The sequence below is a fragment of the Mesorhizobium sp. M1342 genome (assembly GCF_040317955.1).
In the GTDB taxonomy this organism is placed as follows: domain Bacteria; phylum Pseudomonadota; class Alphaproteobacteria; order Rhizobiales; family Rhizobiaceae; genus Mesorhizobium.
Map to the genome: position 1 here is coordinate 18,740 of NZ_JAMYLI010000024.1, position 20,604 is coordinate 39,343.

The 20,604-nt window shown below is 62.2% G+C and carries 13 protein-coding genes; 12 read left to right on the forward strand and 1 reads right to left on the reverse strand.

The annotated features are described in order from the left end of the window. The first annotated feature begins 181 nt into the window (after nt 1–181). From NKH06_RS23295 to NKH06_RS23340, 10 genes are all read left to right on the forward strand, one after another. Nucleotides 182–4,741 carry a PAS domain-containing protein gene (locus NKH06_RS23295; protein WP_502914506.1) on the forward strand — a complete coding sequence of 1,520 codons (4,560 nt, stop codon included), beginning with the start codon at nt 182–184 and terminating at the stop codon, nt 4,739–4,741. Nucleotides 4,742–5,250: 509 nt separating this feature from the next. After that, nucleotides 5,251–6,279, forward strand: coding sequence for a PstS family phosphate ABC transporter substrate-binding protein (locus NKH06_RS23300; protein ID WP_023810982.1), 1,029 nt, complete (start codon nt 5,251–5,253; stop codon nt 6,277–6,279). 95 nt (nt 6,280–6,374) lie between these two features. Further along, entirely contained in the window at nt 6,375–7,838 is a 1,464-nt protein-coding gene (pstC, locus tag NKH06_RS23305) for a phosphate ABC transporter permease subunit PstC (protein WP_352629260.1), read from the forward strand. Next, nucleotides 7,835–9,151, forward strand: a complete 1,317-nt coding sequence (gene pstA, locus NKH06_RS23310; RefSeq protein WP_023810984.1) for a phosphate ABC transporter permease PstA — start codon at nt 7,835–7,837, stop codon at nt 9,149–9,151. Before pstC ends, pstA begins: the two co-directional genes overlap by 4 nt. A gap of 18 nt (nt 9,152–9,169) precedes the next feature. After that, a complete protein-coding gene (gene pstB / locus NKH06_RS23315) occupies nt 9,170–9,988 on the forward strand; it encodes a phosphate ABC transporter ATP-binding protein PstB (protein ID WP_224698713.1) in 819 nt (272 codons plus the stop codon). Nucleotides 9,989–10,014: 26 nt separating this feature from the next. Next, nucleotides 10,015–10,722 carry a phosphate signaling complex protein PhoU gene (gene phoU / locus NKH06_RS23320; RefSeq protein ID WP_127413489.1) on the forward strand — a complete coding sequence of 236 codons (708 nt, stop codon included), beginning with the start codon at nt 10,015–10,017 and terminating at the stop codon, nt 10,720–10,722. A gap of 16 nt (nt 10,723–10,738) precedes the next feature. Beyond that, nucleotides 10,739–11,428: a phosphate regulon transcriptional regulator PhoB gene (gene phoB, locus NKH06_RS23325; protein ID WP_010911896.1), complete on the forward strand. Its 690-nt coding sequence runs from the start codon at nt 10,739–10,741 to the stop codon at nt 11,426–11,428. Between the two features lie 536 nt (nt 11,429–11,964). Then, entirely contained in the window at nt 11,965–13,389 is a 1,425-nt protein-coding gene (eglC, locus tag NKH06_RS23330; RefSeq protein WP_352894176.1) for an endo-1,3-1,4-beta-glycanase EglC, read from the forward strand. 44 nt (nt 13,390–13,433) lie between these two features. Beyond that, nucleotides 13,434–15,191, forward strand: coding sequence for a type I secretion system permease/ATPase (locus tag NKH06_RS23335; protein WP_352894177.1), 1,758 nt, complete (start codon nt 13,434–13,436; stop codon nt 15,189–15,191). 3 nt (nt 15,192–15,194) lie between these two features. Further along, nucleotides 15,195–16,514, forward strand: coding sequence for an HlyD family type I secretion periplasmic adaptor subunit (locus tag NKH06_RS23340; RefSeq protein WP_352894179.1), 1,320 nt, complete (start codon nt 15,195–15,197; stop codon nt 16,512–16,514). A 33-nt stretch (nt 16,515–16,547) separates the two neighbouring features. Here the strand turns inward: NKH06_RS23340 and NKH06_RS23345 are convergent, their stop codons facing one another. Next, entirely contained in the window at nt 16,548–17,792 is a 1,245-nt protein-coding gene (locus NKH06_RS23345; RefSeq protein WP_352894181.1) for an ROK family protein, read from the reverse strand. A 269-nt stretch (nt 17,793–18,061) separates the two neighbouring features. Between NKH06_RS23345 and xylF the strand changes: the two genes are divergently transcribed. Beyond that, entirely contained in the window at nt 18,062–19,102 is a 1,041-nt protein-coding gene (xylF, locus tag NKH06_RS23350; protein ID WP_352894183.1) for a D-xylose ABC transporter substrate-binding protein, read from the forward strand. Between the two features lie 145 nt (nt 19,103–19,247). Continuing rightward, nucleotides 19,248–20,600, forward strand: coding sequence for a sugar ABC transporter permease (locus NKH06_RS23355; RefSeq protein WP_352894185.1), 1,353 nt, complete (start codon nt 19,248–19,250; stop codon nt 20,598–20,600). Nucleotides 20,601–20,604 lie beyond the last annotated feature (4 nt).

Sequence of the window (20,604 nt, forward strand, 5' to 3'; positions counted from 1 at the left end):
CCTGCCGTTGCTTATATAGCGGGTTCGACCCTGCCGACAACCGGGCGGAATGAAGCAGACCCTGCCGCCCAATCCTGTCTAACCAACCGTTAAGGTTAGCGGATCCTTAATGCTTCTCGGGCACATTCCGCCGACGAACCGCGGAGGAGGGTTCGGCCTTGGTTTTCGGGGTGGGGACGGCATGGCGGAAGCGAACGAAACAATCGGCGCGCGCGGCAAGCGCGGGCCTCGCAGATCCACTGCGCATGGCGATGATGCATCATCGTCCGCCTCTTGCATGGATTCGAACGATGCGCTTCGCCAACTCGTTGAAGCCGGTTCCGACTGGATCTGGGAGACCGACGCCGAACTGCGCTTCTCCTGGCTTTCGCAAAACTACCAGGCAGCCACGGGCATCGATCCGGCAAACGTGCTCGGCCGGTTCCGCTTCGACTTCCTCAACCAGGTCCTGAACGGCGATCGCAGTGGCGCCGCGCATCTGGAGGATCTGCAGGCGCACCGGCCTTTTCGCGACTTCGTCTACGAACTCAAGGGTGGCAACGCCGACTGTCGCTGGGTCTTGACGTCAGGCTTTCCGAAGTTCGACGATGAAGGAAGATTTGCCGGTTATCGCGGCATCGGCCGCAACGTCACGGCACTGGCGGACGCCTTCAAAGGTCCGGGGCCGGGACCATCGGCCGACGGCGAGCCCGACCAGCATCTGGCCGACCTCGAGCGGACGATGGACGCCATGCATATGGGCGTCGTGCTTCTCGATGCCAGGCTCGACACGCTGATCGTCAACAAGGCCTATCGCGACCTCTCGAGGATTCCGGACGGCGCTGTTAGCGTCGGCGCTCCGTTCAGCCTGTTGATGGAGCTCAACCGCCGCAGCGGCATCTATGGCGACATCGACGAACGGCGATGGCAGCGCTACCTTGCCACTCGTCTCGACGAGATTCGCGCCGGATCCGTCGCGCCGCGCGAATTCGTCCATGCCAACGGCAGGACGATGATGTTCTCGGTGACGGCGCTGTCAGGCGGCAGGCGGCTGCTGACCTATTATGAGGTCACCGAGATCAAGCAACGCGATGCGGAGATCAAAAGCGCGAACGCCAAGATCGCCGAGACCTTCGCCAGTCTCCGCAGCATGGTCGACCAGATGCCGATCGGTGTCCTCGTCCTGGACGCCAATATGCGCGCCGAGATCATCAACCGTGCTTTCTATGATTTCTGGCAGATCGACGCCCGGCGCGCCGAGATCGGCTGCAGCTTCCGCGATCTGATGGACGCCAGCCGCGACATCGATCCGTTTGGTGCCGACGATGCATCATGGCAGCGGCATGTCGCAGAGCGCGAGGCGGAAATCAGGGCCGGGGTCGCCGCCTCGCGGCAGTTCCCGCGCAATGACGGCCGCACCCTGATCTCGTCGATGGCGCCGCTGGCCGGCGGCAAGCGGCTGATCTCCTATGTCGACGTCACCGACATGAAGGACCGGGAGGCCGAACTTGCCGACGCGCTGGAGAAGGCGCGGCTGGCGGAGGCGGTGATCAACGCCGTCAAGGATCCGATCTTCGTCAAGGACGACCATCTGCGCTTCGTCTTCGTCAACGAGGCGTTCGCCGCTCTGTTTGGCCAGACGCCGCAAACCATGCTCGGCAAGCCCGGCGGCGATTTCCTCCCGGCGAACGCTGTCGCGCTTTTCGAGCAGAGCGAAGGTGAGGTCCTTGCGACCGGGCGGCCGTACGAAGTGGAAGAGAATTTCGAGGTCGATGGCGCCAGCCGATCGCGCATCGTGAGGAAGAGCCGCGTCGGCATGGCCAGCGGCCGCGACTATGTTGCCGGCTTCCTGTTCGACATTTCCGACATGAAGCGCCGCGAGACCGAGGCGCAGGATGCGCGCAAGCATCTCGCCAGCGTTCTGGAATCCTTGCCGGCCGCCGTGATCATCTACGATAGCGACGACAGGTTCGTGTTCGCCAACCGCAAGATCCAGGATACGCTGCCGGCCTTGAAGCCGGCATGGCAGCCCGGCTGCACATTCCGCGAGGCACTCGTTCTGGGCCATGCGAACGGCTATTTCCGCAACAGCGGCGATCCACAAGTCGACCAGCTCTACGACAGCGACCATGACCGCTGGCTGGATGCGATCCTCGCCCGCTACCGCTTGCCCAATTCCTGCTACGAGCGTCATAACCCCGACGGCCGCTGGTACCAGGTCTACGACATGCGGACCGATGATGGCACCTTCATCGGTGTTCGCGTCGACATCTCCGAGATCAAGAGCCGCGAGGCGGCATTGCGCGATTCGATGCGCCAGATCGACCTGTTCCGGCACGTGATGGACGAGTTGCCGGTGGCCGCCTTCATCAAGGCGCAGGACCTGAGCATCGAATTCGTCAACAAGGCCTGGTGCGCGATCACCGGCTTGGCCAAGGAGGATGTCATCGGCCGCACCGACCGGCAGTTGTTCGGTGCGCAGGACGCCGATGGCTACAGCCATGACGACACGCAAGTCGTCGTGACGGGCGCCGTCAAGGAGGTCGAGGAACCCGTCACCCATCGCGACGGTACGGTTCGGCAGTTGATGACGCGCAAGAGCCGCCTGGTGACGCTGGACGGGTCGGTGCATCTGGTCGGTTCGAGCACCGACATCACCGACGTCAAGGCGCGCGAGCGTGCGCTGGAAGAAAGCATGCGCGAGAACGAGGTGTTCCGCAGCCTGATCGACAACGTGCCGGTATCGATCTACGCCAAGCGCTCCGATCTCCGGCAGTTCTATGTCAACAAGGGCTGGTGCGATCTCACGGGCTTCCGCAAGGAAGAGGCTATCGGCAAGACCGACATCGAGATTTTCGGGCCGGATGGCGAGGCTTTCGTCAATGGCGACCTCGCCGTGCTGCGCACCGGCGAAACCCAGGAGGTCGAAGAGACGGTGACGTTGGCCGACGGCAGCGTCAGGCATCAATTCGCCCGCAAGGGCGCGATGATCGCCTCCGATGGCTCGCTCTATTTGATCGGCTCGACCACCGACATAACCGAGCTGAAGATGCGAGAGGCCGAACTGCGCGAGGCGCGTCAGCGCGCCGTGCTCGCCGACCGCGCCAAGTCGGAATTCCTCGCCAATATGAGCCACGAGATCCGCACGCCGATGAACGGCGTGCTCGGCATGGCCGAACTGCTGGCCAAATCGGACCTCGACCCGAAGCAGAAGACGTTTACCGACATCATCGTGAAATCGGGCAATGCGCTGCTCACCATCATCAACGACATCCTGGACTTCTCCAAGATCGATGCCGGTCAGCTGGTGCTCGATCCGGCGCCCTTCAATCTGGCCGAGGCGATCGAGGACGTGGCGACGCTGGTGTCCACACGGGCCAAGGAGAAGGATCTCGAGCTGATCGTTCGTGTCGAGCCTCGGCTCGAGAGCCTGTTCGTCGGCGATGTCGGCCGTATCAGGCAGATCGTCACCAACCTGCTCGGCAACGCGGTGAAATTCACCGATGAAGGCCATGTGCTGGTCGACGTCACCGGCGAGAGCGTTCCAACCGGAACGAAGCTGACGATCTCGGTCACCGATACCGGTATCGGTATCCCCGAGGAAAAACTGAAACTGGTGTTCGAGAAATTCAGCCAGGTCGACACCTCTTCGACGAGGCGACACGAGGGGACCGGTCTCGGCCTCGCCATCACCTCGCGGCTCGTCGAGCTGATGGGCGGCGATATCGGGGTCGAAAGTGCGGAAGGCAAGGGTTCGACTTTCTGGTTCTCGGTGACGCTGCCGAGGGCCGGACAGCAGAACGGACAGCGCATCATGCCGATCGACGTGACCGGTGCGCGTGTGCTGATCGTCGACGACAATGCCGTCAATCGGGCCATCCTGACCGAACAGATGACATCGTGGACGTTCGATTCCTGCGCGGCCGAAAGCGGCGCCGAAGGCCTCAAGGTGCTGATCGCCGCCGCGGCCTATGGCGTGCCGGTCGACTGCGTCGTGCTCGACTACCAGATGCCTGAAATGAGCGGCGCCGAAATGGCGCGGATCGTGCGCAACACCGCCGGTCTTGCCGGCACGCCGATCATCATGCTGACCTCGGTCGACCAGTCGCTCGCCAACACCTGCTATCGCGATCTCGGCATCGATGCCCAGCTGATCAAGCCGGCGCGCTCTTCGGTGCTGCTGGAAACGCTGGTCGCCACCATCCAGCGGCATCGCCACAATACTGGCGACACGCAGCCGCTCGCGGCCGACGCCACTCCAGGCAATGTTGCGCGGCCGCAGCCCTCGGCACCGTCCGAACAGCGGGCGCTGCTGCAGCCGCCTTCGATTCGCCCCCGGCCACCGGTGGCGGCTGGCGGCGACAGGCTGGATATCCTGGTGGCCGAGGACAATGAGGTGAACCAGATGGTGTTCACCCAGATCCTCGGCGAGACCGGTTATGGTTTCGAGATCGTCGGCAATGGCCGCAAGGCGCTCGACGCCTTTGGCCGGCTCAACCCGTGCATGATCCTGATGGATGTCTCCATGCCGGAGATGAACGGTCTCGAAGCAACCGCCGCCATTCGCCGGCTGGAGGAAGAAACCGGCACGCATGTGCCGATCGTCGGCGTCACCGCGCATGCGCTGAAGGGCGACCGCGAGCGCTGCCTGGAGGCAGGCATGGACGACTATCTGCCCAAGCCGATCAGTCCCCGGGCGTTGCTCGAGAAGGTCGAGCGCTGGGTCGGCGCCAGCCGGCAGGCGCAGCGCAACGCCGGATAAGGCCGGCTCTGCCCGAGTGCCGGGAATACGGCGAAGATTCGCGCCCCTGTCAGCGGCCAAGACTATGGTGCGATCGCACCATATGAAAGGCGGCATCCAGCCGAGACAATGGCGACATACGAATTCCGCTCTTCCCAGTTACGGGCGGGAGCAGCGACCGCCGGCATGAGACAGCGTCAACCTACCCCAACGGACCTGTTTTCGGCGATGGCCCGGCCACGACACCGTCTGGCTGAGAGCAACGCGCTCCCGTCCGGCTTTTCTTCATAAAGGCCGGCTGATCTCCAAATCGCCGGCCAGCCTCGACCGAATCGAGCAAGTCCCTGATTCCGGTGACAAAGCCGGGCTGCGTCGGGAGTGCCGGCCAGGCGGCATTCTGCTCATCCCGATGACGCGTTACCGGGGTGACATCAAACTGTCATGCGACTGTTATAATCGAAGGCTATTGGCCTCAGCGGGTGCCGACTGACGAGCGCCGAGAGACCATCTTCCGAACAGGAGCAGGCCACATGAAGAAATTCCTCTATACGGCGTCGGCCGCTGCGCTTGCGCTCGCCGCGACGTCCGGCTTCGCCGCCGCGCGCGACCAGATCCAGGTCGCCGGGTCATCGACCGTGCTACCTTATGCCAAGATCGTCGCCGAGCAGTTCGGCGAAACATTCACCAACTTCAAGACCCCGGTCGTCGAATCCGGCGGCAGCGGCGCCGGCATCAAGGAATTCTGCAAGGGCGTCGGCGAAGACACGATCGACATCGCCAACTCGTCGCGTCCGATCAAGGCGGACGAACTCAAGTCCTGTGCCGACGCCGGCGTGAAGGAAGTCCAGGAAGTCCGGATCGGCTATGACGGCATCGTCTTCGCCACCGACATCAAGGGCCCGGACTGGGCGCTGGTTCCCGCCGACATCTACAAGGCGCTGGCGGCCAAGCTGGTCGTCGACGGCAAGCTGGTGGACAATCCGAACACCAAGTGGAGCCAGGTCAATCCGAAGCTGCCCGACTGGGACATCGCCGCCTACATTCCGGGCGAAAAGCACGGCACGCGCGAAGTGTTCGAGACCAAGCTTCTCGATGCCGGCTGCGACAAGGCTGCTCTCAAGGCTGCCGGCATTGCCGACGACAAGGAAATCGGCAAAACCTGCATCGCCATCCGCAAGGACGGCAAGGCCGTCGACATCGATGGCGACTATACCGAGACGCTCGCCCGCATCGACTCCAACAAGACCGGCGTCGGCGTGTTCGGCCTCGCCTTCTATGAGAACAATGCCGACAAGCTGAAGGTCGCCACCGTGGAAGGCATCGTGCCTTCGACCGAGACGATCGCCAGCGGCAAGTATCCCGTCTCGCGCCCGCTGTTCTTCTACGTCAAGAAGGCGCATCTGGGCGTCGTTCCCGGCCTCAAGGAATATGTCGAGTTCTTCCTTGACGACCAGATGGTTGGCCCGGAAAGCCCGCTCGCCGAATACGGCCTCGTTGCTGCTCCGGATGCCGAGCGTCAGGCCCAGCGTGACGCTTTCGCCGCCGGAAAGTCGATGTAATCAGCTGCCGAACCGGGGTGCGGGCCAATCCCGCGCCCCGGTTTCATCGCAGGCCGCAACGGCGGCTGCGTAAGAATTTCTCTTGGGGTGGGTCCATGTCCTTGCTCGTACTGGCCATCGTCGTTGCCGTCGGCCTGGTTGCCTTTTTCATCGGCCGGCAACGTGCCGCGGCCCAGGACAATGGCAAGGTCAAGCCGCATTCGCGCGCCCACTATCATGGCTGGTGGGCCTTCCTGCTCGCCGTTCTGCCTGCTCTTTTGCTGCTTGCCGTCTGGACCGTCGGGTCTTCCATCTATCTGGACCGACACATTCACGCTGCCTTGCCCGAGCGCACCGTCGACAGCAAGGTTGCCAGTGAGGCACTGGACGTCAGCCTGGTAAAGAGCCTCGCCAGGGGCCTGCGCAAACTCGATGCGGGCACACTGGCCGCAATGCCTGCCAGCTTTGCCGAGCTGCAGCCGCTGCTCGCCGCCAAGGGTGTGGCACTGGCGAGCGACACGCAGGATTACATGATCCCGATCGCCGTCGAGGCGAACAAGGTCCAGGACCGGCTCGGCCTGTTCGGCGCCATTGTCATTCTCGTTTCCTCGATCGCCGGCGCCTTCTATGCGCTCAGGCAGATCGAGCCGCGCGCCAGGGCACGCAACAATGTCGAGAGGCTGATGCTGTGGGGGCTGCTTGCCGCCTCCACCATCGCCATCCTGACCACCATCGGCATCGTGCTTTCGATGCTGTTCCAGACGATCACCTTCTTCGAAAGCGTCTCGCCGATGAGTTTCTTCTTCGGCACCGTCTGGGATCCGCGTTTTGCCGCTGCCGGTTCGGGCGGCAGCCAGGGCCAGTTCGGCCTGATCCCGCTTCTTGCGGGCACGCTCTACATCGCCGCCGTCGCACTGCTGGTTGCGGTGCCGGTGGGGCTGATGTCGGCTGTCTACATGGCCGAATACGCAACGCCCAGGGTGCGCTCGGTGGTCAAGCCGGCGCTTGAACTGCTGGCCGGCATACCGACCATCGTCTACGGCATCTTCGCCGTCGTCACGCTTGGGCCATTCCTGCGCGACCTGTCCGCGGCACTGACCGGCGGTTCGCCCTTCATCCAGGGCCAGAGCATCTTCACCGCCGGCCTGGTCATGGGCGTCATGCTGATCCCGGTCGTGTCCTCTCTTTCGGACGACATCATAACCGCGGTGCCGCGCGCCATGCGCGACGGGTCGCTCGGCCTCGGCGCGACCCGCTCCGAGACGATCAAGCGGGTGATCCTGCCGGCTGCACTGCCCGGCATCGTCGGCGCCGTCCTGCTGACTGCCTCGCGCGCTATCGGCGAAACGATGATTGTCGTGCTGGCGGCGGGCGTCGCCGCCAACCTCACCATCAACCCGTTCGAGGCGATGACGACCATCACCGTCAAGATCGTCAACCAGCTCACCGGCGACCTCGAGTTCAATTCGCCGCAGACGCTGGTCGCCTTCGCGCTCGGCCTGACGCTGTTCGCGCTGACGTTGGTGATGAACATCGTCGCGCTCTACATCGTGCGCAAATATCGGGAGCAGTACGAATGACCGACATTTCCATGGATACGATGGTCAGGGCGGCGGCCCATCCGCGCCGCGACATCGGCCTGAAGGCCCGTTACGCTGCCGAGCGCCGATTCCGCATCTATGGCGTCGTGGCGATTTCCGTAGGCCTGGCGTTCCTGGCAATCATGCTGATCACCATCGTCTCGAAAGGCTACACCGCCTTCTGGCAGACGACGGTATCACTGCCGATCTCGTTCGACGAGAAGGTGATCGATCCTTCCGGCAAACGCGCAACCGATCCGAGCGTTCTGATCAAGGCGAATTATCCCAAGCTCGCCGAAAACGCGCTGGTGGCCAAGCTCGGCATCAATCCCGACGATAAGCCGGCGATCAAGCAGCTCAAGGGCTTCCTGTCGGAAGGCGCCCGCGTCCAGTTGCGCGACATCGTTGCCGCCGATCCGTCCGTGATCGGCACGACGCGCGACGTCAACATCCTCGCCGCCGCCAATCTCGACTCGGCTTTCAAGGGTCAGATCGACCTCAGCGTCGAGGAAGCGCGACGCAAGGTCTCGGACCAGCAGATCACCTGGATGAACAAGCTCAAGGCCGAGGGCGCGATGGCCGAGCACTTCAACAGCGGCCTGTTCACCTACGGCGCCTCCAGCCGCCCGGAAACCTCGGGCATGGGCGTGGCGATCATCGGCTCGTTTTATATGATGGTGATCGTGTTGCTGCTGGCGCTGCCGATCGGCGTCGCCGCCTCCATCTATCTGGAGGAGTTCGCCAAGAAGAACCGTTTTACCGACCTTATCGAGGTCAACATCAACAATCTGGCCGCAGTGCCGTCAATCGTCTTCGGCTTGCTCGGCCTCGCGGTGTTCATCAATTTCCTGGGCATGCCGCGCTCTGCCGCCTTCGTCGGCGGCCTGGTGCTGACGCTGATGACGCTGCCGACGATCATCATCGCGACGCGAGCCGCACTTGCAGCGGTGCCGCCGTCGATCCGCTCGGCAGCTCTCGGTCTTGGCGCCTCCAAGATGCAGATGGTGTTCCAGCACATCCTGCCGCTTGCCGCGCCCGGCATCCTCACCGGCACCATCATCGGTCTGGCGCGTGCGCTCGGCGAAACCGCGCCTCTGCTGCTGATCGGCATGGTCGCCTTCGTCGCCGATCCACCGACGACGCCTTTCGATCCGGCCACCGCGCTGCCGGTGCAGATCTATATGTGGGCGAACGAGGCCGAACGCGCCTTCGTCGAGCGTATGTCCGGCGCCATCATCATCCTGCTCGTCTTCCTCATGGCCATGAACATCACCGCGATCGTGCTTCGGCGTCGGTTCGAGCGGCGCTGGTAGAAAAAAAGGCATCTTGGTATGAACATCATGACCGAACAGTCCCTTGAAAACGCAGTGGGCGACAAGATGAAGTCGAACGAAGTGATCAAAATGCGCGGCGACAAGGTCGGCGTGTTCTATGGCGAGAAGCAGGCGCTGTTCGATGTCAATCTCGACGTCCGCCTGAATCAGGTGACGGCGCTGATCGGCCCCTCCGGCTGCGGCAAGTCCACCTTCCTGCGCTGCCTCAACCGCATGAACGACACCATCGATTCAGCACGGGTAACCGGCAAGATAACGCTCGACGAAGAAGACATCTACGACAAGAACATCGATGTCGTCGAACTCAGGGCGCGCGTCGGCATGGTGTTCCAGAAACCCAATCCGTTCCCCAAATCGATCTACGAGAACGTTGCCTATGGTCCGCGCATCCACGGATTGGCCAAGCGCAAGGCCGATATGGATCAGATCGTAGAGTCGAGCCTGAAGAAGGCGGCGATCTGGAACGAGGTCAAGGACCGTTTGCAGGAACCTGGCACGGGTCTTTCCGGTGGCCAGCAGCAGCGTCTGTGCATTGCACGCGCCATCGCCGTGTCACCCGAGGTGATCCTGATGGACGAACCGTGTTCGGCGCTCGACCCGATCGCCACCGCTCGCGTCGAGGAACTGATCGACGAACTGCGTCAGAACTATACCATCGTCATCGTCACCCATTCGATGCAGCAGGCAGCGCGCGTGTCGCAGCGCACCGCGATGTTCCATCTAGGCTATCTGGTCGAGGAGGGCGCCACCGACAAGATGTTCACCACCCCCGACGACAAACGCACCCAGGACTACATCACCGGCCGGTTCGGCTGAGCTCAGGCATACGAGGGACGAAGATCATGGGTGAACATACCGTCGCATCTTTCGATGAGGATCTGGAGCAGATCAGCCAGCTGATCCGCGACATGGGCGATCTCGCCCGCTCGATGGTCAGTGGCTCGACCAGGGCTTTGCTCAATTCGGACAATGCGCTGGCGCAGCGCGTGGTTTCCGATGATGCCATCATGGATGCACGCCAGCGCGAGCTGGACGATCGCGCCATCACGCTGATCGCCAAGCGCCAGCCAATGGCCAACGATCTGCGTGCGGTGGTCGGTTCGATCCGCATGGCCGGCGACCTTGAGCGCATCGGCGACCTTGCCAAGAACATCGCCAAGCGCGTCGGCACTGTCGGGCTGAGTGTCACGCCGCACGACCTTTCGCATTCGATCGACGCGATGGCGCAACTGGTGCTGATCCAGGTGCAGGGGGTCGTCGACGAGTACGCCGCCGCCGACCCGGCAGCGCTTGCCACGCTCAGAAACAATGACGAACGCATCGACGTCAAATACACCTCGGTGTTCCGCGAGCTGCTGACCTACATGATGGAAGATCCCCGCAACATCACGGCGTGCACGCACCTGTTGTTCTGCGCCAAGAACCTCGAGCGGATCGGCGACCACGTGACCAACATCGCCGAAAATGCCTACTATGTTTTGACCGGCACGCAGCTGCCAGCCAATCGTCCGAAGCAGGACGAGACGGCAATGTCCGCGCCAGCGGCATAACAGGGGTGACCAGCCGATGATCGCACCACGCATCATGGTGGTGGAGGATGAGGAGCCGCTAGGCGTGCTGCTCCGCTACAATCTTGAATCCGAAGGTTACCAGGTCGAGGTGGTGACGCGCGGCGACGAGGCCGAAATCCGGCTGCAGGAGAACGTTCCCGACCTTCTCGTGCTCGACTGGATGGTGCCGGCGGTTTCCGGCATCGAACTCTGCCGGCGCCTGCGAATGCGCCCAGAGACCGAGCGGCTGCCGATCATCATGCTGACCGCGCGAGGCGAGGAAAGCGACCGCGTGCGCGGCCTGTCGACCGGCGCCGACGACTATCTGGTCAAGCCCTTCTCGACGCCGGAGTTCATGGCCAGGGTCAAGGCGCTGCTGCGCCGGGCCAAGCCGGAAGTGCTGTCCAGCGTGCTGAAGGTCGGCGACATCGTGCTCGATCGCGAGTCGCACCGGGTCTATCGCAAGAAGAGCGAGATCCGGCTCGGGCCGACCGAATTCCGCCTGCTCGAATTCATGATGCGCCACCCCGGCCGCGTGTTCTCGCGCAGCCAGCTGCTCGACAATGTCTGGGGCGAGACGATTTACATCGACGAACGCACTGTCGACGTGCACGTCGGCCGGCTGCGCAAGGCGGTCAACAACGGCCGCATGCCTGATGTCATCCGCACCATCCGTGGGGCGGGTTACGCGATCAGGGAAGACTAGGTGGCTGTTCCGTCCCGATAGATCGGGAAAACTCGATTAGCACGCGGTCGCCAACAGCCGGTGGAATGTTGCACTCGTCTCATGGATGGGGAGCGAGCACGTGACGCCAGGAGCGGTCATCCTCATCAGGTTTCGAATGACTGCATTTGGGCCAAAGCGACAGGCAGCTTCTGGCGTTCCCCGATCTCCCAAACTCTCTATTGGGGCCCGGCTGGCCGCAGGAAGCACGGCGAATTACTTGGTACGTCGCCATCTTGCCCGCAGACTCCGACCAGAAAGCCACGCAAGAATGACTTTGAGTTAATTTAGATATACGTTCGTCGGATGACGCGTATTCTGCAGAAATATACAATTTTAATAAATTACTTCAAATTATTGCGAGTCCTCTCCTCTTTATTCATTGCTCGTCTGTCGATTGCTCAACGCGATCTCGGATCTAATGACGATTCTGTGGAACGATCTCGTTCTTTGCAGCGTTGCTTGGAAGCGGTCGCCGGACCTTTGACCAGGTCGGGCACCATTGGGAAGGATTTCTGATGAGCACGGTCTTAAATGCCAAGGGCATCCCTCTTGCCTACACCGGCGCTTCCACTCATTGGTTCTCGGCCACCGGGTCTGGACCGGAACTGCATGGCACCTCCGGCAACGACTCCTTCTGGGGAGACACCGGCGTCACTGTCACGATCTACGGTGGCGCCGGCGACGACTACTATCATCTCTATTCCACCAACAATAAGGTGGTCGAGGATCCTGGGGCAGGGATCGACACGATCGACACATGGATGAGCTACAAGCTCCCCGACAATTTCGAGAACCTCGTCGTTACCGGCACCAACCGATTTGCGTTCGGAAATGCGGTGGACAACATCATCAAGGGCGGGTCGGGTCACCAGACGCTGGATGGCGGCAAGGGAAATGATGTCCTGATCGGCGGCGATGGCGCCGATACTTTCGCCATCTCCAAAGGTAATGGAAGCGATCTTATCTTCGACTTCGGTGCGACCGATGCGGTCCGGCTTGACGGCTACGACTTCACTTCGTTCGATGCCGTCCGTTCACAGATGGTCCAGGTGGAATCGAACGTGATGCTGAACCTCGGATCCGACGAGATCCTGGTGTTCAAGAATACGACCATCGACAAGCTGCAGCCCACCCAGTTCGAACTTCCGATCGACAAGTCCGCAATGACGCTGTCCTTCTCCGACGATTTCAACACGCTGAGCCTTCGGGACGGGCAGGACGGCACCTGGAATTCCAATTTCTGGTGGGGAGCGCCGAACGGCAGCACGTTGAGCAGCAATGGTGAGTTGCAGTGGTATATCGACGCCAATTATGGCCCGACGAGTTCGGTCCATCCGTTCAGCGTTGAGAACGGCGTCCTCACCATCACCGCCGCGCAGGCGCCGGAGGACATCAAGCCTCTGATCAACAACTACGAATACACCTCGGGGATCCTGACGACCCACGACACCTTCTCGCAAACCTACGGCTATTTCGAAATGCGGGCGGATCCTCCTGAAACAGCCGGAGCCTGGCCGGCGTTCTGGCTGCTTCCGGAGGACGGCTCGTGGCCGCCGGAGCTGGACGTTGTCGAAACGCGTGGCCAGGACCCGAACACGCTCTACATGACGGCGCATTCCAATGAGACGGGAGCGCACACGAAGGTTTCTTCAACGGTGAACGTTGCGGATACCGACGGTTTCCACACCTATGGCCTGCTCTGGACGAAGGATGAGCTTGTCTGGACCTATGATGGTGTAAAGGTCGCTCAAGCAGCGACGCCGGCCGACATGCACGATCCCATGTATATGCTGGCCAATCTCGCGGTGGGCGGCATTGCCGGCCAGCCTCCTGACCATCTGGCTACGCCAGCGGAGATGAAGATCGACTACATCCGCGCCTATACGCTGGACGACCTGCAGCACCACCCCTTGGACATCGCCGGCGACCATTCGGTCTAAGCGACGCCCTTATGTTGGGGCCATGAGCCGTTAGGAGCGCGGGAATGATTGCACGGTCTGATCTGCGGGCAGTCTTGAGGCGCGCCATCGCCGATGTCGGTGTTTTTTCGTTCCTCATCAACATCCTGCTATTGGTGATCCCCCTTTATCTCTTGCAGATCTATGACCGCGTCCTGCCTTCCTCCAGCGTCGAGACGCTTCTTTACCTCTCTGCTATCGCGGTTCTCGCACTCGCCTTTCTCGGTCTCCTCGATGCGGTCCGCTCCGTTTACACGCAGCGCGTTGCAGCCATTGTCGACAACAGACTGGGCGCGAGGACATTCGCCGTCTCGCTGGAGGCTAAGTACGCCGGGGGAGCAGCCCTGCCTCCACTGCGCGACCTTGCCTCGGTATGCGCCTTCATCAGGTCACGTGGCGCGGCGGTCTTGTTCGACCTGCCGTTTGCTCCGTTCTTCCTCGCCCTGCTGTACCTCATCCATCCTTTGCTGTTCTGGCTTACGCTGGCGGGATCTGGTCTGTTGCTTGCGCTGGTCGTGGCAAATCAGTTTGCCATCGGCAAGAATGATGCCTTGTCGGCGGAACGCTCGGCTGTTGCCAGCCTGTCGGAGCAGGCCTTTGCCCGGAATGCAGAGACGCTGCGCGCCATGGGCATGATCCAAAACGCCGCGCGAGTGTGGGGAAGGCACGTGGCGGAGGCGCTAGTCCTGCATGACCGTTCGTCGATGGCCAACGCGATTTTCAGTGGAACGTCGCGAGCCGTACGCATGATGCTTCAGCTAGCAATACTGGGTGTCGGAGCATGGCTCGTGCTGCAAGGGAAGATGACGGCCGGCATGATCTTCGCGTCTTCCCTGGTGTCGTCCCGTGCGCTGCAGCCGCTCGACCAACTGATCGGGTCATGGCGGCAGATCGTCGACGCCAGACGATCGTGGAAGCGTTTGGACAAGGCGTTTTCCGCCCATCCGGCGCATGCGCAAAAACTGACCTTGCCGGACCCGTCCGGCGAAATTGTCGTGCAGGGCCTCATCTTTGTCGCGCCGAACGCCACACCCGGCACCGAACCCATCATCAAGAGACTGAACTTCCGCATCGGCGCAGGCGAAGCGGTGGCGATAATAGGTCCGAGCGGAGCCGGCAAGTCCACCCTGGCAAGATTACTTGTCGGTGCGATTCAGGCAACCAGCGGCTGCGTCAGGATTGATGGCGCCGATCTCAGAACCTGGGACGAGAAGCAGCTTGGCCGGCATATCGGATATCTCGCTCAGGAGGTGGAGCTCTTTCCCGGATCGATCGCGGAAAATGTCGCCCGCTTTGAACCCGATGCGAATGACGCCTCTATCGTCGAGGCAGCAAAGAATGCCCGGGCGCATGAGCTGATACTGGAGCAGCGAGACGGCTATCAGACCAGAATAGGTTCGTCGGACAGAACACTGTCGGGCGGCGAACGCCAAAGGATCGGGCTGGCGCGCGCTTTTTACGGCAATCCGCATGTTCTCGTTCTGGATGAGCCCAGTACCCATCTCGACGGCAGCGGCGAAGCCGCGCTCGAAGAAGTGCTTGCCGCCGCGAAAGCGGCGGGCGTTACGACAATCGTGATAACGCACCGCCCTTCGGTCGCCGCAGCCTGCGACCGCGTGATGCTTCTACGCAGCGGAGTGATCGAAGCCTTCGGTCCAAGCGGCGACGTGATGCGGCAGCCAATCGCCGGCATCGGCCTTGCCCCACAGCGCAGCATGGCGGTGACAGGGTCTTTTGCAACAACGAACCGCGGCACCCCTCATAGTGTCCGCTTTGGATCGTAGAAGATGACAGCACAGAGCCTCGTCCGGGAAGGCACAGCACGCACCGACATTCGCCGGGTGGCATTCGCCGGATACGCGGCAATGGCGATATTGATGGGTTGCTTTGGCTATTGGGCGGTCAGTGCACCGTTGTCCGGCGCGGTCATCACGCAAGGCACAATCTCGGCGACAGGCGGGAACATCCTCATCCAGCATCCCGAGGGCGGCATCATCCAAGAGTTGCTCGTCCATGAGGGTGATCGGGTGCAACAGGCCCAGGAACTGATCCTGCTGGATCGAACAGCCGCGCAAGCCGAACTCAACCGGCTGACGAGACAGTCGATCGCGTTGAAGGCCAGCGCCTCGCGGCTGGAGGCGGAACGCGACGGGTTGGATCGGCTTGCGCCAATCACAGAGGCTGCGCCGGCACCGTTCCAAAACAATTTCGAGGTCCTGGTTCAAGAACAGCAGAAGGAATTCAACGCCAGGCTCGCCCGATTTCGATCGGAACAATCGATCCTCAGGCAACGGGTTGCCATGCATCGCCAGTCTGTTGTCGGATTGCAGGCCCAGAAACAGGCCATTGAGCAACAGGCCGAAGTCGTGAAGAAAGAACTCGGCATCAAGACCAGCCTTTTGGACAAGGGCCTCACCAATCGCACTGAATATTCACAGCTTTTGCGTAGCGAGGCCGATCTCGTCGGGCAGGCAGGGGCGCTGGAGGCAAATCTTGCATCGGCCAACACCCAGATCGTCGAAGCCCAGGAGCAGATAGAGCGCCTGACCACGCAACGCGTGGAGGAAGCCCTGACGAAACTCGACGAGGTACGTTCTTCGCTGGCTGACATTGACGAACAGATGCGGGCATCCGAGGCAGTGCTGCGGCGGACGACGATCAAGGCGCCGGCGGCGGGCATCGTGGTATCGTCCACCTACAATTCCAGGGGCAGCGTGATTGCCCCCGGCGAGAAGATCATGGAGATTCTGCCTACGGCATCGGGCTTGATCGTCGATGCACGGCTGCCGCCGAAAGACATTGACCAGGTTCGTGTCGGCCAGCCGGCAAAACTGCGACTATCAGCGTTGAACATGCGGCTCACCCCTGAGATTTCAGCCATGGTGACACAGGTTTCCGCAGATCGGCTCATCGATCAGGCTACGCATGAACCCTATTTCCGCGCCAAGCTGAAGATTGCCACCGACTTGCCGCCCGGCGTAAAAGCGGAGCAGCTTTACCCTGGAATGCCGGTAGAAGCGTTCATCAGCACCGGCGAACGGACTTTCTTCGAGTATCTCGTACGTCCGATGCGCGATTCCTTCGCGCGCGCTTTCACGGAGCGGTAGATGTTGCGGACCGCGCAATTTTGACCCTGGTCCTCACGCCACGCTCTTTCCGGCGCTCCCTCTCGCCTGCACGCCCGGCGCAAAAATCTCCTGATCGACGAAGATCAGTGCCCGCATGGCGCAGCCTTCGCGGATCAGTGGCAGTTCGTTCGGCTCGGTGTCGAAGGAAATCGATTTTGAGTGCTGGCCACCGGCGGTCTGGGCAATCGCCTCGCGCAGTGCCGGCTCTATCAGGTCGAAGGCGGCCGCGCTGACGCCGACCATGGCAACGGGCGCCGGATCGATCAGCGCGAACAGGCTGCCGAGACCGTAGCCGAGCGCTTCGCCGGCCTTGCGATAGGCTTCCCGTTCGGGTCCGTCACCTTCGCGGGCCGCGGCAGCCAGGGCGCGCATGTCGGCGTCGCTGACATCGGCGACGGGTTCTGCATCCTCGCCCATCTGCCTGGCGTTGCGCCAGATGGCGTAATTGCCCGCATAGGCTTCGACGCAGCCGCGCCGTCCGCAGCGGCAGAGCGCGCCGTTCGGCCGATGGATCATGTGGCCGAATTCGCCGCCCGAGGAATGGGTGCCGGTGAACAATTCGCCCTTCAGCACCAGGCCCATGCCGATGCCGTGCGACAAAAGGATAGCGATGAAATCGTCGCGGTAACGATCGGGGTCGCGCCACCGCAGCGCCACCGCCATCATGTTGCAGTCATTCTCCATTATGGCGGGGATGCCGAACTCGTCTTCGAATATGTCAGCGAAGGCGATATCGGTGTGCGGCGTGATCGGCGACCACAGCATGGCGCGGGCACGGGTGTCGGTAATGCCCTGGATCGCCAGCGCGATGCGGGCGATGCTGCGCACGTCCAGGTCGGGATCTGCCAGGCGGCGCCGCACGATTGCCGTGCATTCACCGATCAGCGACTCGCGCGACATCGTCAGCGTGTCCAGCCGGCGCTGTTCCTCGGATACTACCTGGCCGGCATAGTCGATGACGGCGACGGAGAGGAAGTTCAGCGACAGCACCACGGTCATTACCGCGGCCGCTTCCGGATTGAGGCTGAGGCCGACCTGCGGCCGGCCGCGTTTGAGCGAGCCGGCCTCGCTCGGCTTGCTTTCGGTCAGGATGCCTTCGACGATCAAGTCGGAGGAAATCGCCGAGATGGTCGAATGGCTGAGGCTTGTGGTCGCGGCGATTTCGGTGCGGGACGGTTGTCCGGCCTGGCGCACGGCCGCAATTACCATCGCCCGGTTGCGGCGACGCAGATCGTCGTGGCGGATTCCGACCGACATGTTCTTTCACGTCCTCCCGGTCGCCGCGGTTCTTCCTGCCCTGGAACGCTGTCGGCAACGCAGATAAATACTGGCAGAAGCCGCGCGCCCTGTCATTTATTTATTCCGGGGCTCGAAAAAAATTCGAAAGGCCATCAAAATCCATCAGATTCGATGTTGACAGCGTTCAGGCGTTGGCCCAGTATTTTTTCGAGGCTCGAAAAAATAGGGCTTCTGTGCCGGCCCTCGGGTCAGTTTGGTCGCGCCATACGCGGCGCAGGGAGGATAATATGAAAAGATTCACAGCCGCCATCCTGGCGGGTGCCGCCATGTCGCTGACGCTCGCGTCTCTCGCGCAGGCGAAGGACAAGGTCGTCGGCGTTTCCTGGTCCAATTTCCAGGAAGAGCGTTGGAAGACCGACGAGGCCGCCATGAAGACGGCGATCGAGGCCGCTGGCGACAAGTACATCTCCGCCGATGCGCAGTCCAATCCCGGCAAGCAGCTCACCGACGTCGAAAGCCTGATTTCGCAGGGCGCCAATTCGCTGATCATTCTGGCGCAGGACGCCTCGGCCATCGGCCCTGCGGTGCAGAAAGCGTTGGACGAAGGCATCCCGGTCGTCGGCTATGACCGGCTGATCGAGAACAAGGACGTCTTCTATCTGACCTTCGACAACAAGGAAGTCGGCCGCATGCAGGCCCGCGAGGTGTTCAAGGTCAAGCCGGAAGGCAACTACGTCTTCATCAAGGGCTCCGGTGCCGATCCCAATGCCGACTTCCTGTTCTCGGGCTCGATGGAAGTGCTCAAGGAAGCCATTGACAGCGGCAAGATCAAGAATGTCGGCGAAGCCTACACGGACGGCTGGCTGCCCGCCAACGCCCAGAAGAACATGGAACAGTTCCTGACCGCCAACGACAACAAGGTCGACGCGGTGGTCGCGGCCAATGACGGCACCGCCGGTGGCGTCGTCGCGGCGCTGACGGCGCAAGGCCTTGCCGGCACAGTGCCGGTCTCGGGTCAGGACGGCGACCACGCCGCGCTGAACCGTATCGCGCTCGGCACGCAGACCGTTTCGGTATGGAAGGACGCGCGTGAGCTCGGCAAGACCGCCGCCGAGATCGCTTCGCAGCTCGCAGACGGCAAGAAGACCGGCGACATTGCCGGCGCCAAGGACTTCACGACGCCGGGCGGCAACACCGTCAAGTCGCTGTTCCTGACCCCGATTGCCATCACCAAGGACAATCTCAACCTCGTCATCGACGCTGGCTGGATCAAGAAGGAAGAAGTCTGCACGGGCGTCGCTGTCGGCACCGTCGCGGCCTGCAACTAAAAGCTGGCTTGTTCCTGCATTCTCAACGCCGCGGCCCAAAAGCCGCGGCGTTTTCTCAAAAACTTTTGTGTTTCCGCATCATGCGGATAGCTTCTAGGCTGGGCTCCGGCATGCGCGTCAGACGGCCAGTCGGTGGGAGGAAATCATGACCGATACGACGTCAAACCCGCAGACCGATACGGCGCGCGCGTCGGAACTCGGGGCCGTCGCCCGGTTCCTGAAGGCGACCGAGATCGATACCCGCATGCTCGGCATGATCGGCGCGCTGCTGGTCATCTGGATTGGGCTGCATGTCATTTCCAGCCTGCGCCTCGGCGTCAACCCGCTCGATTTCGACAGCCGCACCTTTCTCACGCCGCGCAATCTGTGGAACCTGTCGGTGCAGACATCCGCGGTCGCGATCATGGCCTGCGGCATGGTGCTGGTCATCGTCATGCGCAACATCGACCTGTCGGTCGGTTCCGCCGAGGGCCTGATCGGCATGGTGATGGGGTTTGCCCAGGTGCATTTCCTGGTGCGCTTTGTCGGGCTCGAACTCGGCAATCCGTGGATCTGGGTCCTGGCGCTGGTCATCGGCCTGGCGCTCGGCCTGTTGATCGGCGCCTTTCAAGGCTTCGTCATCGCCTATCTCGAAGTGCCCGCCTTCATCGTGACGCTGGGTGGCCTGCTGGTCTGGCGCGGTGCGGCCTGGTGGGTCACGTCAGGCCAGACCGTGGCGCCGCTCGACGCCACCTTTCAGCTGATGGGCGGCGGGCCGGCGGGATCGATCGGCGCGACCTGGAGCTGGGTCGTCGGGATCGTCGCCTGCCTCGCCGTGGTGTTTGGGCTGTTCAACGGCCGGGTGCAGCGCAAGCGTTTCCGGTTTCCGCTACGTCCGATCTGGGCCGAGACGCTGCTCGGTCTCGTCACCTGCGGCGCCATCATGGGCGCGGTCTGGCTCGCCAATTCCTATCCCTGGCCGATCGGCATCGTGAACAGATATGCGGCCGCCAACAACATCACCGTTCCCGAAGGCGGCCTGTTCATCGCCCACGGTATCGCCATACCGGTGCTGATGGCGGTCGCCGTCGGGCTGGTCATGACCTTCATCACCAACCGCACCCGCTTCGGCCGCTATGTCTTTGCCATCGGCGGCAATCCCGAGGCGGCCAATCTCGCCGGCATCAACACGCGCTGGATCACCATGAAGGTGTTCATGATCATGGGCGTGCTGGCCACGATCGCCGCGGCAATCTCCTCGGCCCGGCAGAATTCGGCCACCAACGTGCTTGGAACGCTCGACGAACTGCTGGTCATTGCAGCCGCCGTAATCGGCGGCACGTCGCTTGCCGGCGGATCGGGAACGATCATCGGCGCCATGCTGGGCGCGCTGCTGATGCAGTCGCTGCAGTCCGGCATGGTGCTGCTCGGCGTCGACTCGCCGCTGCAGAGCATCGTCGTCGGGGCCGTACTGGTCATCGCCGTGTGGCTCGACACCGTCTATCGCAAGCGCGTCTAGGAGG

Bases quoted from the DNA above. Each gene is read 5' to 3' on its own strand.
- NKH06_RS23335 (WP_352894177.1), top strand. From the start codon at position 13,434: ATGATTGCACGGTCTGATCTGCGGGCAGTCTTGAGGCGCGCCATCGCC.
- NKH06_RS23355 (WP_352894185.1), top strand. From the start codon at position 19,248: ATGACCGATACGACGTCAAACCCGCAGACCGATACGGCGCGCGCGTCG.
- phoB (WP_010911896.1), top strand. From the start codon at position 10,739: ATGATCGCACCACGCATCATGGTGGTGGAGGATGAGGAGCCGCTAGGC.
- NKH06_RS23300 (WP_023810982.1), top strand. From the start codon at position 5,251: ATGAAGAAATTCCTCTATACGGCGTCGGCCGCTGCGCTTGCGCTCGCC.
- NKH06_RS23295 (WP_502914506.1), top strand. From the start codon at position 182: ATGGCGGAAGCGAACGAAACAATCGGCGCGCGCGGCAAGCGCGGGCCT.
- xylF (WP_352894183.1), top strand. From the start codon at position 18,062: ATGAAAAGATTCACAGCCGCCATCCTGGCGGGTGCCGCCATGTCGCTG.
- pstB (WP_224698713.1), top strand. From the start codon at position 9,170: ATGAACATCATGACCGAACAGTCCCTTGAAAACGCAGTGGGCGACAAG.
- NKH06_RS23340 (WP_352894179.1), top strand. From the start codon at position 15,195: ATGACAGCACAGAGCCTCGTCCGGGAAGGCACAGCACGCACCGACATT.
- pstC (WP_352629260.1), top strand. From the start codon at position 6,375: ATGTCCTTGCTCGTACTGGCCATCGTCGTTGCCGTCGGCCTGGTTGCC.
- pstA (WP_023810984.1), top strand. From the start codon at position 7,835: ATGACCGACATTTCCATGGATACGATGGTCAGGGCGGCGGCCCATCCG.
- eglC (WP_352894176.1), top strand. From the start codon at position 11,965: ATGAGCACGGTCTTAAATGCCAAGGGCATCCCTCTTGCCTACACCGGC.
- NKH06_RS23345 (WP_352894181.1), bottom strand. From the start codon at position 17,792: ATGTCGGTCGGAATCCGCCACGACGATCTGCGTCGCCGCAACCGGGCG.
- phoU (WP_127413489.1), top strand. From the start codon at position 10,015: ATGGGTGAACATACCGTCGCATCTTTCGATGAGGATCTGGAGCAGATC.